Source organism: Levilactobacillus fuyuanensis, from assembly GCF_003946395.1.
GTDB classification, from domain to species: Bacteria; Bacillota; Bacilli; order Lactobacillales; family Lactobacillaceae; genus Levilactobacillus; species Levilactobacillus fuyuanensis.
Window position 1 is genome coordinate 168,781 of sequence record NZ_RHNZ01000004.1, and the last position, 14,207, is coordinate 182,987.

Annotated in this window: 12 protein-coding genes; 9 read left to right on the top strand and 3 right to left on the bottom strand. The window is 50.0% G+C overall.

All coding sequences use genetic code 11. The features are described 5' to 3' along the window. Positions 1-260: 260 nt before the first annotated feature. Both EKM73_RS02905 and EKM73_RS02910 read right to left on the bottom strand, forming a co-directional pair. Complete coding sequence (locus EKM73_RS02905; protein WP_125700491.1) at positions 261-920, bottom strand: histidine phosphatase family protein; 660 nt, start codon at positions 918-920, stop codon at positions 261-263. A 677-nt stretch (positions 921-1,597) separates the two neighbouring features. Beyond that, positions 1,598-3,454 carry a cation:proton antiporter domain-containing protein gene (locus EKM73_RS02910; RefSeq protein WP_125700492.1) on the bottom strand — a complete coding sequence of 619 codons (1,857 nt, stop codon included), beginning with the start codon at positions 3,452-3,454 and terminating at the stop codon, positions 1,598-1,600. A gap of 296 nt (positions 3,455-3,750) precedes the next feature. Here EKM73_RS02910 and helD point away from each other — a divergent pair, with 296 nt between their 5' ends. The 5 genes from helD to EKM73_RS02935 all read left to right on the top strand — a co-directional run bounded on the left by helD (position 3,751) and on the right by EKM73_RS02935 (position 10,775). Continuing rightward, positions 3,751-6,045 (top strand): RNA polymerase recycling motor HelD, encoded by a 2,295-nt coding sequence (gene helD / locus EKM73_RS02915; RefSeq protein ID WP_125700493.1) that lies wholly within the window; start codon positions 3,751-3,753, stop codon positions 6,043-6,045. 928 nt (positions 6,046-6,973) lie between these two features. After that, entirely contained in the window at positions 6,974-7,897 is a 924-nt protein-coding gene (gene coaA / locus EKM73_RS02920) for a type I pantothenate kinase (protein ID WP_125700494.1), read from the top strand. A gap of 11 nt (positions 7,898-7,908) precedes the next feature. After that, positions 7,909-8,499, top strand: a complete 591-nt coding sequence (locus EKM73_RS02925) for an N-acetyltransferase (protein WP_125700495.1) — start codon at positions 7,909-7,911, stop codon at positions 8,497-8,499. 157 nt (positions 8,500-8,656) lie between these two features. Beyond that, on the top strand, positions 8,657-10,198 hold the full coding sequence (gene guaA, locus EKM73_RS02930; protein ID WP_191988608.1) for a glutamine-hydrolyzing GMP synthase: 1,542 nt from the start codon (positions 8,657-8,659) through the stop codon (positions 10,196-10,198). A gap of 349 nt (positions 10,199-10,547) precedes the next feature. Beyond that, positions 10,548-10,775 carry a hypothetical protein gene (locus tag EKM73_RS02935; RefSeq protein ID WP_125700497.1) on the top strand — a complete coding sequence of 76 codons (228 nt, stop codon included), beginning with the start codon at positions 10,548-10,550 and terminating at the stop codon, positions 10,773-10,775. Here EKM73_RS02935 and EKM73_RS02940 read toward each other — a convergent pair. Continuing rightward, the gene (locus EKM73_RS02940; RefSeq protein WP_125700498.1) at positions 10,770-11,081 is read right to left on the bottom strand and encodes a helix-turn-helix domain-containing protein; all 312 of its coding nucleotides are present in this window, start codon (positions 11,079-11,081) and stop codon (positions 10,770-10,772) included. The genes EKM73_RS02935 and EKM73_RS02940 overlap by 6 nt on opposite strands. 181 nt (positions 11,082-11,262) lie before the next feature. Here EKM73_RS02940 and EKM73_RS02945 point away from each other — a divergent pair, with 181 nt between their 5' ends. Genes EKM73_RS02945 through EKM73_RS02960 form a run of 4 tightly spaced genes read left to right on the top strand, consistent with a single transcriptional unit; the run spans position 11,263 to position 14,189 of the window. Then, positions 11,263-11,823, top strand: a complete 561-nt coding sequence (locus tag EKM73_RS02945) for a hypothetical protein (RefSeq protein WP_125700499.1) — start codon at positions 11,263-11,265, stop codon at positions 11,821-11,823. A gap of 21 nt (positions 11,824-11,844) precedes the next feature. After that, complete coding sequence (locus EKM73_RS02950) at positions 11,845-12,276, top strand: hypothetical protein (protein ID WP_125700500.1); 432 nt, start codon at positions 11,845-11,847, stop codon at positions 12,274-12,276. Between the two features lie 45 nt (positions 12,277-12,321). Further along, a complete protein-coding gene (locus EKM73_RS02955; protein ID WP_125700501.1) occupies positions 12,322-13,167 on the top strand; it encodes a hypothetical protein in 846 nt (281 codons plus the stop codon). A 50-nt stretch (positions 13,168-13,217) separates the two neighbouring features. Then, positions 13,218-14,189, top strand: a complete 972-nt coding sequence (locus EKM73_RS02960; protein ID WP_125700502.1) for a C39 family peptidase — start codon at positions 13,218-13,220, stop codon at positions 14,187-14,189. The last annotated feature ends 18 nt before the right edge of the window (positions 14,190-14,207 follow it).

Here is a 14,207-nt window from a genome sequence, read left to right on the forward strand (position 1 = left end):
CACTACTACCAATGTAATTTTTACGGATTTAGTCGCATGAAAGACGCGAGCTTTAGTGGAACTTAATCTTTCCAGCGATTAGTTGTCCGACTAGCCAAACGTGAATTGACGGTGAAATCGGCGTTACTGGCGGCTTCACAAACACCATAACTGCCGAGGGGAGACGCCTGAATAATGTCGTCCCGCAACCATCACCACATCAAAAAAACGCCAAACCAGCGAGTGTGGTTTGGCGTTCGATTTCATATGCGAGCGGGTGCTTAAAGCACAGGCCCCTCAGAGTTGTTGTAGTAGTCGACGTGGTACTGGCCATCGGTGACGGTCAGCTTGGTGATACTGCCGTTGTCGACGGGGATTGAGATGTCGATGTCGGAGAACTTGGAAACGGTACTCCGAATGGTCGTGCTGTGCGTGGCAATCATGATCTTGTCGCCATCGTTAGCCGCAGCCACCACGCGGTCGAAGCCGGGTTGGAGGCGGGCCCAGAAGGCGGTGTTATCTTCGGCATCGCCGTAAGGATCTTGGGCGTGGAACATGTCCTTGGTCTTCTCAATCGTGAGACCGGCAATCATGTCGTCAAAGGTGTGAAATCCCTTGGGACTGCCGACCGTGTGCCAAGTTTCACCTTCGTCCATGCCTTCAAAGAATCCGAAGCTTTCTTCCCGGAAAGCGGGTTCGGTCTGAAGGGCGCTCTGGTCGAGTGAATTTGCGGCAAGGATGATATCTGCGGTGCGTTGGGCCCGAGACATATCGCTGGCGTAGGCTGCCGCAAAAGGAATATTGGCCAGTCGTTCACCGGCGCGTTTGGCATCGGCCAGGCCTTTGTCGGTCAACGGGGCATCGATCCACCCCTGAATGCGGAAATACTTGTTCAGAAAGGTTTGGCCGTGACGGACCAAATAAAGTTCAACTGTCGCCATGTCATTCGCTCCTTTAAAATTAAATGTAATTTAGTACTGTCTCTGTGATTAATTTGGTGAAAATTGCCGCCTGCGGCTGTCAGAAACTCCGCCTGCTGTGGGGACCGGTTCAAGCCAAAGAGCGGTCTTGAACCTCGACTTGAAACCTCGCAAAACCACGAGTTTCCAAGCTCGTCCCATGGTGTAAGAACGGAAAGAACCGTCCGTCCTAACACCATAAGCACGGCCGGCTACGTTCCTGACCTCCTCCGGCTAAGATAACGACTTAATTTAAAGCTTGGAGAGGTACCAAGACAAAATTTGATTTTAATTAAATGCCAAGTGTCACTCGTTCTACAGACATAACCAGCTAGTTTATGAATGAAACAGAATAGTCCAAACAGATATTACTAATTGTAAGCATCGTTAGAAGCCCATCGGTCAATGTTAAGTCGCGATTACTGTGTTGCCAAGCCGTAGGAGGCCAGGGGTGTAGCCAGCTGTGTCGGTGGTGTTAACTGACGTTTTTTGTCAGTTTACAGCACGGGATGATCTTGGAGACGTGCTGGTTTTGAGCGCGGCTTCAAGTCAAGCTGGAAGCCGGATCTTTGGCTGGAAGCGACCCCATAGCGGGCGGAATCCCTGGCAGCCGAAGGCGACACAACCGACAGTAATCAGCGGGTATCATTGTAACAGTTTTAATTGAGAATGCCTAGTTCGCGCCGAATTTCACGAGCCTTTTCCGGCGTACTCGTAAAGATAATCCGGTCATTGAACTTCAGCAGGGTGCCCCCAGTTGGCCGGACAAAGTGGCCGTTGCGGAAAATCTGGCTGATGGTGATGTCACCCACAAAGTCCAGGTTGCGAATCTGCTGGTCGGTGTAGCGGCGGTTACGCAGCGCCACTTCGTAGACGGCAGAGGACGAGGCCGTCATCATGCGCAGCGTCGTTGGGGCTTCAATCAGGCTCCGGAGCATGGCGATGTTGACGTTTGGCGTGTTGTAGACCTCGATACCTAAGTCATGCAGCTCGTCTTCTCGCTCGTCGAGGATATTGCGGTCCTCGAAGCGGACGATGACCCGGTTGACGCCGTACGCTTTGGCTGCTTTGGCGAGTTCGTAATTCTTATTGGCATTGAAATGCCCCAGTACCACGATATCCGCGTCAAAGACGTCTTTGTCCGTAACGTAGTCGGTATCGAGGGAGTCCAGCAGGGACACGTTGACCTCGGAATTGTAGGTCTTGTAGTTGGCTTGTTTATCGGTGTACATGCTGATGTCATACCAGCTGTCCGCCAATTGTTGGGCGACCGGCACCGTCAGAAGGTTGGTCCCGATGAAGTGGACCGTCGACTTCTTCAAGTCTTCGGCCTCGGCGGTGTAGCCGGTGTTAAACAACAGGGGTCCCAGCACACAGGTCAGGATGGCGGCCAACAGGAAGGCCCCAGACTGTTGACTGGTGACGACCTTCATGGTTTTGGCGACTTGCAAGACGGCCAGGACCATGGTGATGGTGGTCGACGTGATGGCCATTCCGGCAAAGGCATTGCCCCGTTTGAACCGTAACCGCAGGATGAAGTAGACGGCGGCTTTGGCGAGCAGGTAGGCGACCAGAAAGGCAGGAATCAGGAGTAGGGTGGCGGAATCGGACAGCAGGGTGCGCAGGTTCAACTCGACCCCGCTCATCATAAAGAACATCGGAATAAAGAAGCCATAACCGATACCATCCAGACGCGTCCGGGTGTCTTCTTGCGGTTGCAGGAGCTTCATGACGATCCCGGCAACGAAGGCTCCCAGGATACCCTCGGCCCCGACGGATTCGGCGATAACTACCATGCTGAAAATCAGGAAGAAGGCCAGCCGAATATCCAGTTGCGTCGTGGATTTATTGATGCTATTGAAGAAGGTAAAGAACGGTTTGAACCGACGGAAGAGGACCCCAGCAGCCAGGAAGACTAGGAGTAATAGCCAGAGGGATTTGCCGCCTTTACCGAAGATGGAGGCGTAGATGGTCAGCGCAAATAGGGGAATAATTTCTCCCAACGCGGCGATCAGCAGGACCGTCTGACCAAAGGGCTTACTCAGCAGTTCCTTTTCCTTCAGCGTGGCGATGACGATTCCTAGAGAGATCGTCATGAAGATAATGGCGGCCAACCAGGGGTCCTTGAAGAGCCCGGTCCACTGGCAGATGAAGCCGAGCAGTAACGCACTAGCGGCCACAGCGACATAGCTCGTGATGGCAATGAAGACCGGTGAGTACTTGGGCGCACTGCCGGCGACCTTGGCGGCCAGTGGCGTTTGCGGTTGCTTGCGGCGGTTGAAGAGACTGAAATCAATCTCCATCCCACTGAGAAACATCAGGAAGATGACCCCGGTGTTTGATAATAAAGTTAACGTATCGTTGGTATGAACGATATTGAAGAGACTCGGTCCCAGCATGATGCCGACTAGGATTTCCACCACAGCGGTCGGAAGTACGGTGAGCTTGAATTTCGCCATAACTAGCGGCGTGACTAACGCGGCGGTTAAAATAATTAATAAGGAAACTTGGTCCATAACTGTCACCCCCGAAAAAATATCTTCTCAATTATAACAAAGTTGGGCGAAACTAGCCGACATTAAGCAGTCACATTCCTTTATTTATAAGGGGATTAAGTGTAGAATTGTAAGTCGAATTATTAGCCTTAACGGCGCTGAATCCGGGGGAGCGTAAGCAGTATCGGTGGCAATGATGGCCCTGTAAAGTGAGGCGCATCAGCCATTGATCCTGGCGGTCTACATAAGCGGCGTTAGGGCACGATGATTAGGTATTTCACGACTAGGTTGCCCGGTTAATTCGAGGAGGGATTGGCTTGCCAGATTCAATCAAGGCTCATGAGCAAGAACATTTAGATGAAGTGGTCGCGAAGATCAAGGTCGCGCAGACTGAATCCAAGAAGCGGATCGATTCTGCCGAGGATGACGAGGCGGGAATTCGCAAAAACTTTGTCAACGACTTACGAATCAAGACGGACAGTTACGAAGGTATTCTGGAAACGGCGCTATCCGTGCGTCAGCAACAACAGATGTTGGCTGAACGTCAGAACAGTTGGCAACATGCGACGACGGAACTGTCGACGCTGAAGCGGTTGGAAAAGAAGGCCTACTTTGCCCGTATCGATTTCCAAGAAGGGGCCAAGTCCAAGCCGGAAACCATCTATATTGGGCTGGGATCGTTCTCTGATTCCCCCGATCATTTTCTGATCTACGACTGGCGGGCACCCATCTCCAGCATTTACTACGATGGCGAGTTGGGTGACGTCAGCTATCAGACGCCCGATGGGGAACAGACCGTGGATGTTCAACTCAAACGGCAATTCCAGATTGAGGACGGCACGATCATCACGCTCTACGACACCGACCAAACGGTGACCGACCAGATGCTGCTGTCCGCGTTGAGCGAACACTCCGATACCAAGATGAAGAGTATCGTGACGACCATTCAGAAGGAACAAAACCGGATCATCCGAGACACCGGTTCCGACCTGCTATTCGTGCAGGGAGCTGCGGGGTCTGGGAAGACGGCGGCGATTCTACAACGGGTCGCCTACCTGTTGTACCGTTACCGGGGCCATTTGACGGCCGGCCAAGTCATGCTGTTCTCGCCGAACCAACTGTTCAACGACTACATCGACCAGGTCTTGCCAGAACTCGGTGAGCACAACATGGTCCAGATGACGTACTATCAGTACGCTGGCCGTCGCTTACCGAAGATCGACGTGGAAACGCTGGCCCAACGGTTTGGCGAAACCAACACGCCCGCTCAGGAACGCATCAGTCGCCTGAAGGGGAGCTTGGAGTTCTTCGACGCCGTGACCGGTTACGCCGACCATTTGGAAAGTACCGATATGGTCTTCAGAAATATTAAATTCAACGGGAAAGTCTTTATCCCGAAAGAAAAAATTCAAGAAATTTACTACAGCTTTAATCGGAACTATCACCTGTCCAACCGGCTTCAGGCGACGAAGGAAGCCCTGATTCGGATTCTCAACCGGCGAATCTCCAGCGAAATGAAGACGAAGTGGGTTGAAGATACGATTCAGGACCTCGACCGTGAACATCTGAACGCGTTGTACGGGGATGAACCACGGGAGTTTGAATCTGCCGACAAGGAGTTCCAATTCCTAGCACGGAAGGTCGTCATGCAGTCATTTGGCCCGATTCGTAAGGCCATCGTGCGGGCCCGGTTTCTGAGCATCAATAACCAGTACGTGCACATGCTGCGGGACATGCCGAACCGCATTGAGCTGCAGGACTATCACATCAGCGCGGCAGATTGGCAAGCTAGTGTGGAAGAGTCCGTGGCTAAGCTGCGCGATCACAGCATGCAGCTGGTCGATACCACGCCGTACCTGTACCTCTACGATAAGATGACTGGGAAGGCTGGCGAACGCGACATGCGCTACGTCTTCCTGGATGAAATTCAGGACTACAACGCCTTTCAACTGGCGTTTTTGAAATTCAGTTTCCCTCGCGCACGTTTCACGATGCTGGGAGACCTGAACCAGGCCATCTTCACCAAGGAAAATAGCCGCACGCTGTTGCAGGAGCTCAGTACGATGTTTGATCCGGACAAGACTAAGGTCGTCCAGTTAACGCAGTCGTACCGGTCCACGCAGCAGGTGACGGACTTCACCAAGCATATCTTGAAGAACGGTGAAGCGGTCACGGCCTTTGATCGTGAAGGCGAATTGCCAACGGTCACGGTCGCTGCGGACGAAGCGGACGGCTTGCAGCGGGTCATTGACCTGGTCAAGCAAAACGATGCCGAGAACGAGACGACGGCGATTATTGGCAAGGACCTGGCAGATTGTCGGGACCTGACCGAAAAGTTGCGGGAACAAGGCGTAGCGGTCACCCTGATTCAGTCGGAAAATCAACGACTGGCACCGGGACTGATTGTGGTCCCATCATTCCTGGCCAAGGGGTTGGAATTCGATGCGGTTATTGTTTGGCAGGCATCGGCTAGCCGCTTTGGGGCAGACGATGAACGCCAGTTGCTCTACACCATTTGCTCACGGGCAATGCACCGGCTGAGCTTGGTGGCGGTGGGCGAGGTTTCCCCACTCCTGAGCGACGTCCCAACCGATGAGTATGAAATGGTCTAAAACTGTGTGTAAAAGTACGCCTTACCGGGTGGTAAAAATCGGCCGTGACGCTGTGGGCGGACGCCGGAAGCCGAAGAGCGGTCTTCCGGCTTGGTCTTGAACCTCTGAGAAACGAGTTTCAAAGCCACCAATTCTCTAAGTGGCTCTGCCACTAAGAGAATTCCCACGGCTGAGCCGATTTTCGCCACCCTCACGGCTTACACGGTGGCTGACCATTTCATACGGATCTGGTCGGCAGCTTAGGGCAGTTTTGATTTAATAATTTGATAGCAATCGAGGTCAAGCTCAGTGATGGGTTTGGCCTTTTTGCTATCTAAGGGAATTTGAAATCATATTATTTGATGGTTACTATCGTATTTTAGTCATAGATATGGCATTAAATGTGGTACCTGTGACTTAATTTGATTTGGCCTAAGTTGATTGCGAACACTGGGTGGTGAAAAACAGTCGCCTCCGCCTGTCAGGGATTCCACCTGCTGTGGGACCGGTGAGAGCCTGTGAAGCGGTCTCTCGCCTCGACTTGAAGCCTCGCCAGAACCGCGAGTCTTCAAGTGCGTCCTGCGATGTAAGGCCGGGAAGAAACAAGCGCCCGGTCTAACGTCGCTGTCACGGCTGGCTCCATCCCTGACAGGCTACGGCTAAGTGCATTTTTCACTACCCTCACGGCTTACATGGTGGTCGATCATTTCATACGGATCTGTTCGGCAGCGTGTGTCTGAGTTGGGTAATTATTAAATAACAATCAAGGTCAAGCTCAGCAATGAGTTTGGCCTTTTTATTTGGCTATTTTTCGCGATTGGTAGTAGCTAGGGTGAGGGACGATTGTCTGGCCAATCTCGCGTTAAACTTTCTCAGCGAACCACGAGGAATCCACCGTTATCTGCGGTATAATGGGGCTAATTATTTCTGAAAAAGTTGAGGTGTCCCCATGTCAGATCCCATCAATTACAATGCGTTTACCCGTGCTCAGTGGCGGGCGTTTTCCGACGATGCGACGTTGCCGTTGACCCAGGAAAGCCTGCGGCAAGTTAAGGCCTTTAACGACCGGATTTCCCTGCAAGACGTTCAGGATATTTATATTCCGTTGGTGCACTTGTTGCGGTTAGAATTTGATCACTACCAGCAGCTTCAGCAGGCCAAGGCCCGCTTTTTGCAACGGCCAGCGCACCGGGTGCCCTTTATCATCGGCATTGCCGGGAGCGTGGCCGTCGGGAAGAGTACCACGGCGCGGCTACTGGAAGTCTTACTGAATCACTACTTTCAAGGACAGCGCATTCAGCTGATCACGACCGATGGGTTCCTCTACAGCAATGAGGAGCTGAAGAAGCGCAATCTCATGGCGCGTAAGGGCTTCCCGGAGAGCTATGATATGGCTGGGCTGATTCGCTTCCTAAATAGCGTGAAGGCCGGGCAATCGCTGATTAAGGCACCGGTCTATTCCCACAAAATCTATGACATCGTTCCTGAGCAGTATGAATATATCGTCCATCCAGACGTGCTAATTGTGGAGGGCATTAATACCCTGCAATTACCGACCAATGAACAAATTTATGTGAGCGATTTTACTGACTTCTCCCTGTACGTGGACGCCGATCCTGGGTTAATTGAGGACTGGTTCCTGGAACGGTTCGACTTGTTACTGAACACGGCCTTTCAGGACCCAACCAACTACTATTATCCGTATGCGATTGGCGGACATGACCAGGCCATCGCCAAGGCCAAGCAGGTTTGGCACGATATTGACTTAAAAAATCTGGAGGAATACATTCTGCCCACGCGTAACCGGGCGGATATGATTATTCACAAGACGTTCCATCACCGGGTGGATCGGCTGTTGTTGCGGAAATATTAGGAGGGAACGCGATGCTTCGAGACGCAACCATTGTGGACGCCGATTCCGTCGCGATGCTGGTGCTTCACGAGTTGGAGCGACGGCAACTACGGCGGTTACGGCGTCTGAGTAAGGAGCAGTTGTCCCAGCTTTTATTTGTTGGCTATCATCAGCTGGCGTTTCGCTACGGCTATCCTCTGGCACGGGTGTATCAGAACCAGGGTGTCGCGGTTGGCGTAGCCTATGGTTATCCAGCGGCGGTTGAGAGCACGCTGGATAATCAGTGGACGGCGTTGTTTGAGCGGTTGCAGGTCGCACCGCCCCAGCAGGCGGTGGTGACACCGCGGGCCCGTCCCGATGAGTGGTATCTGGATATGCTGACGGTTCGCGGTCGGTACCAGGGCAAGACCTATCAGGGTTGGTGGTTTGCCGAGTGGCTGATGGGGGATGCGATTCACCGCGCCAGATTGAGTGGCGCCAACACCATGGGGATGGACGTGCGGCCGGGGAGTTCTCTCGCGAAGCTTGCGGCCCAGTACGGTTTTGTGGCGGTTGAACGCCGGAAGCTGGATCGGCAGACGTATTTTCATTTACGATTGAATTTGCGGGGAAATAAATGGTAGCCGGTCAGCTGGAACCACTTAGGCGGCGAAACCGATTGACGGGTGAAACAATTCTCCCTGATTTCTGTTGGATTTAGATTGACCCGCGTTTCAGAAATCGGTATGATAGTACCAATGTTGAAAAGAAGAAAGGGTGAATGGCTTGGCAAACGTTGATATGTCCAAATTCGATAAGATTATCGTCTTGGACTTCGGAAGTCAATATAATCAATTGATTACGCGCCGGATTCGTGACATGGGCGTTTACTCTGAATTGAAGGCGCACACCATGAGTGCGGCCGAAATCAAGGCTTGGGGCCCCAAGGGGATTATCTTCTCCGGGGGACCAAACAGCGTGTACGACAGCAGTGCGTTTAACGTTGACCCTGAGATCTTCGAGTTAGGGATTCCGATTCTGGGAATCTGTTATGGGATGCAACTGATGGCCCACAGTTTGACTGGTGGGAAGGTTGAATCTGCTGACAACCGTGAATATGGACGGGCGGACATCACCGTACTGAGCGATGACGCAAAACTATTCAAGGGCACGCCGAAGACCCAGACGGTGTGGATGAGCCACGGTGACTTGGTGACCCAAGTGCCCGATGGCTTCGAACGTGTCGCAACGAGCGAAAACTGCCCGATCTCTGCCATGCAAGACGTTGACCGGAACTTCTACGGGATTCAATTCCACGCGGAAGTGCGTAACACGACATACGGTAATGACATTCTGAAGCACTTTGCTTTCGATGTCTGTGGTGCAGAATCCAACTGGTCGATGGATGACTTCATTGATCTGCAGATCGAGCACATCCGTGAGATGGTCGGCGACAAGCAGGTCTTGTTAGGCTTATCCGGTGGGGTAGATTCCTCCGTGGTCGGCGTGCTCTTGCACAAGGCAATTGGGTCGCAGCTGACCAGTATCTTCGTGGATCACGGCCTGTTGCGGAAGGGTGAAGCCAAGCAAGTTATGGACAGCCTGGAAGGGAAATTCGGTCTGAACATCGTTAAAGTCGATGCTCAGGACCGGTTCCTCGGCAAGCTGGCCGGCGTCACTGAACCCGAAAAGAAACGTAAGATTATCGGTAACGAGTTCATTCAAGTCTTTAACGACGAAGCGCAAAAGCTCGATGGGATCGACTTCCTGGCACAAGGGACGTTGTATACCGACGTGATTGAAAGTGGAACCGACACGGCGCAGACGATTAAGTCTCACCATAACGTGGGTGGTTTGCCGGAAGACATGCACTTCCAGTTGATCGAACCATTGCGTTCATTGTTCAAGGATGAAGCCCGTGAGTTGGGTGAAAAGTTGGGGATGCCTAGCGACCTCGTGTGGCGGCAACCATTCCCTGGTCCCGGTTTAGGGATTCGGGTCCTTGGCGAAATCACGCCAGAGAAGTTACAAATCGTCCGCGATAGTGACTTGATTCTGCGTGAGGAAATCAAGAAGGCCGGCCTCGACCGCGATATTTGGCAATACTTTACGGTCTTACCAAACATCAAGAGTGTCGGTGTCATGGGTGACGGCCGGACCTACGACTACGCCGTGGGTATCCGGGCCGTAACGTCGATCGACGGGATGACCGCCGATTTCGCCCGTATTCCATGGGACGTGCTGCAGGAGATCTCTGTCCGCATCGTAAACGAAGTGGATCACGTAAACCGTATCCTGTATGATGTGACGAGTAAGCCGCCTTCGACAATTGAGTGGGAATAATTCCCATGACTTAGTTGAGTGAAAATGCCGACAATACGGCATTTATTAAGAACACTGCAAGTCGAATTTAGCTTAAAATCAAATAGTTCCCTACCAGAAACTTTGGTAATGGATACTGAAAAGGACAGCTACTGCCGAGAAATTGGCTAGCAGCTGTCCTTTTAATTTCTTATAGTTGCATTAGAACTTGACACACATGTTAAAATTGATTTACTAAAACAAGTTTAATGCCACACCTACAAATTAATTTTCACTTACATACAAGCCTGTTTTTTATTTAGTAGCGGCGTTAAGCTAGCTTTAACCAATTCGGTTGAGGCTAGCTTATTTTTTTAGGGGTGAATGGCGTATGGAAAAAGTAGAGAATCCGTTGTTGAGTCGATTACAGTTGTTGCAAGATTTGAAGTTTCTGATTGACCAGGGGTCGGACCACCGGATTGATTACAGAAGATTTCGTATTTTTGAAATTAAGCTACCGACTAGTGATATTGATTTAGTGGCCGAGTATCAAGCTTATGCGGGTCAGTATACGCTGGCCGAAATCGCAAATCTAATTGTAAAGAAGTACCAACTATAGTTTTAAAATTTTTAAGATACTTTCTGAGACAATTTCACGTTGATTCTCTGGCAGGGACTTTAGGTAGGCAATTAATTCTAAAGTGTGGATTCCAGTCAGTGATTCATCTGTGAAGAAGTCACTTAGCTTTAGGTTGAGAGCCGATGCAATGGACTGTAGCTTCTTGAGACTTATATTCTCGAATTCTCCGCGCTCTATTCGCGATATTAGGCTAACGGAAACGCCAGCTTTTTCAGCTAACTTTTCAATGGTCAAATCTAATGCTCGTCGTTTCTGACTCACCAGTTTACTAATTGCGTTTTGCATAGTTGGCATCTCTCCTATCATGGCATCAAAACTAACCATAATGGAGTCTTTATATCATTGACAGAGAAAAAAAGACCTTTTTATTTAGAAAAGAGGGAAAATAATACCTATTTGATGTATATTAGACTATAAAGCTACTTATATTTACGTAAGTGGCAAATTATCAATGAGGAGGAGCTTCATGATTCAAAAAATATTAGACATTTTCAAACAGGAATTTTTCGCCCTGAACATGCGGTTTTGGGCAACGCGTTACGCGATTTCAATTGGTACTGCCATCGCATGGTTTTACTTCGGTAAGCAAGCCTTTCTGGGTGGTCAGCTGCCGGGCTACTTTATCTTCTTCGGCATTCAGGCCGCAATATTTTATCCGATTGCGAACGGGTTTCTTGTGATATACGAGTGGGAGCACGGTCGACAGGCTAAGGGGATTTTTGATAATTACTCTGAGATGCAAGCAGCTGACTATAGAAAAGCTCAGTTTCGAGCTGTTCGATTGGTCAACTCCAATTTCAGAAACAACGATCACTCCTTCGGCGAAACTAAAAATGCCATTAAAAGCGATGCGGCAGGCATGAAAATGATGTTTAAATTTTTCGGCCATGTGATCTTATGGGTACTTGCTCTATTCTTCACCATTGTTGGGATTGGGCGGTACTTAGTAACGTTGAAGCCAGAAAATTATTCATTCAATTATAGCGAAGATGGGACATATACCGGCGATTCAAATACTGAAAATTAATTATTGTAGGAGACGAAATTTATGAAGAAAAGATTTTATGCAATGATTCTTGCTATCACACTAGTTGTTATGGGAGCCGGTCTACTGGGATCACCAGTGAAAGCATCGGCATCAGTTAAGTGGCAATTTGGAACTCCAAAAAAGGTTAGAGGTCTGTTTCGTACGAAACCAGTCAAAAACCATTACAACGAGCTCAATATTGCCCCCAACGTCGTGTTCAACGAGATTCGAAAACCCCACTGGCCCGCCGAAAAAAGCGGGAAAATCACTTTGCTGCTGATGTGGCGGGTGCCATCTCGCAAGCTTAGCGCACATCTTTATCAAATCAAAAGCGTTACCCGGAATGGCAAGCATGTTCGCTATTACATCAAAACGTTTAGTCATAATCGCTTGAAGATTTCGAAAACCACGGCATTTGCGCACAAGCCTTACTATCACAGAGTTAAGAATTAGTCATTCGGTGAATGATGATAGCAACAGTTTTAGGAGGAACCAGCAATGAAATTTAACTGGATAAGCAAAGCGACAACAATTTTACTTAGCAGCATTTTAGTAGGGGGAATCGTTACCACCACCGTTCCCATGTTCACACCCGAAGCGCAAGCCTATAACAATGAAGACGCGCCAATTAGTTATCAAGTTTTTAAGAATGACGAAAATAGCGTTAAACAGATTGTTAAAAAGGCCAGTCCTAAAGTAAAGCAACAACTCAATGCCGCCTTCTTTAAGCGCATGGCGCAAAAGCCCGTCAATGCGTATGGCAGTTCAATATCAGCATATTTTTCACAAGTCATGCATGTCCTGACAACCCATGCGGTCAGTGAGCTTGGTCGTAAAGGCCAGGTAACACCAGCATTTAAGCAGGACTATCGGGCAATGTTGGCTGTTTACGATCAGTTTAAGGGCCGCTTAGACACGGATTACCAGAATTCTGTCAATGATGAGATTGATGAAGCTGATCAACAGATTAGCAAGAACAAAGTTGATCCGGACAGCATTAGTGATGTTGGTGACTATTTCATTCAGTACTTTGAAACCAACATTCGGCCAACTAAGATCACTGGCGTTCCAAGCGTTAAGAGCAAGATTACTAAATTGACCGCTAAAAAGACGTCCTCTAAGAAGTACGTTAAAGTTACGGGGACTGTGAAATTAGGCAAAAAGGCGAACTACGCTCGGATCAAGACGTATAAGGGAACCAGCTATGCCAAGCTAAAGGGTTCACGCAGTTTCAATAAAAAGCTTTACGCTCCTAAAGCAAAGAAAGTCAGTGCCACCGTTGGATATTACTCACATGGGCACTTTTCAGGGGTGACACCTGCTAAGACGGTCCACGTTAAATAGCCTTAAAGCATTTGGCTTAATAACTAAATAAATATGGAGGTGAAAATACCGTGAACCGACTTATAGCAGGTTTGGCCGTTGCTGGGCTGGGCTTCTTCCTGGGTGCCGTCCCCAGCGGCGTGGTCCACGCGGCAACGGCAACATCGACCGCTTCATCAACGACGACTAAGACGAGCACAGCAACGGCAGGGGAAGAGGCCACTTCGTCTGCATCAGTTAGCTCATCCTCTTCATCAACAGAATCAACGCCCAAACCTAAGCCCAAGCCACAAGTGACTTACCGCAAAGTCATCAGCCAGAAAAAGGTGAACTACTACACCAAGATCGGTACCAACCGCAAGCATAACTACAAGGTGTACCAAACGGGTGGTGCTAAGTCTTCAGCTAGGAATGTGAAGGCTATTTCGACCGGACGGCACTACGCGACTAAAAAGGTCCACATTACCCGTGAAGAAAAGATGGGCGATGGGACCTGGTTGAAATTTACTTACAAGCACACGCAAACAGGGTGGATTCACCGCAACGGGACCGTCAAGTCCTACCGGTGGCTCAACGTCCCCTTGATTGCGCAACGGCCTGAACTCCCAACCGGCTGTGAGATTACGGCGACGACCATGATGCTCCAGTACGCTGGGGCGAAAGTCACCAAGAAGTCGCTGGCCAAAGAGATGCCGCGGAGTTCGAATCCTAACAAGGGCTTCGTTGGGAGTCCCTATTCGAAGACCGGTTGGTGGATCTATCCCAAGGGCCTCGTGAAGACCGTCAGACATCATCTCGGTTCAGCTACAGATATGACCGGGGCTTCGTTTAACATGATGAAGGCCAAAATCAATCACGGCCATCCCGTCGTTATCTGGGTCGCTGGTGTCGATGGCTTTGTGAACCATGCTGTCACGCTTTCTGGCTACAGTAGCACGCGGGCTTACTACAACGATCCGTGGACCAAGCGGAAAACAAGCATGAGCTTAGCTAGCCTGCACAATCATCGGAAACACGATGCGTATCGGGCGCTGAGCTATTAATCAAGTATTCATTAACTA

Coding starts and splice junctions, on each gene's coding strand:
- EKM73_RS02940 (WP_125700498.1), bottom strand. CDS start 11,081: ATGCAAAACGCAATTAGTAAACTGGTGAGTCAGAAACGACGAGCATTA.
- guaA (WP_191988608.1), top strand. CDS start 8,657: ATGTCCAAATTCGATAAGATTATCGTCTTGGACTTCGGAAGTCAATAT.
- EKM73_RS02905 (WP_125700491.1), bottom strand. CDS start 920: ATGGCGACAGTTGAACTTTATTTGGTCCGTCACGGCCAAACCTTTCTG.
- coaA (WP_125700494.1), top strand. CDS start 6,974: ATGTCAGATCCCATCAATTACAATGCGTTTACCCGTGCTCAGTGGCGG.
- EKM73_RS02925 (WP_125700495.1), top strand. CDS start 7,909: ATGCTTCGAGACGCAACCATTGTGGACGCCGATTCCGTCGCGATGCTG.
- EKM73_RS02945 (WP_125700499.1), top strand. CDS start 11,263: ATGATTCAAAAAATATTAGACATTTTCAAACAGGAATTTTTCGCCCTG.
- EKM73_RS02950 (WP_125700500.1), top strand. CDS start 11,845: ATGAAGAAAAGATTTTATGCAATGATTCTTGCTATCACACTAGTTGTT.
- EKM73_RS02910 (WP_125700492.1), bottom strand. CDS start 3,454: ATGGACCAAGTTTCCTTATTAATTATTTTAACCGCCGCGTTAGTCACG.
- EKM73_RS02935 (WP_125700497.1), top strand. CDS start 10,548: ATGGAAAAAGTAGAGAATCCGTTGTTGAGTCGATTACAGTTGTTGCAA.
- EKM73_RS02955 (WP_125700501.1), top strand. CDS start 12,322: ATGAAATTTAACTGGATAAGCAAAGCGACAACAATTTTACTTAGCAGC.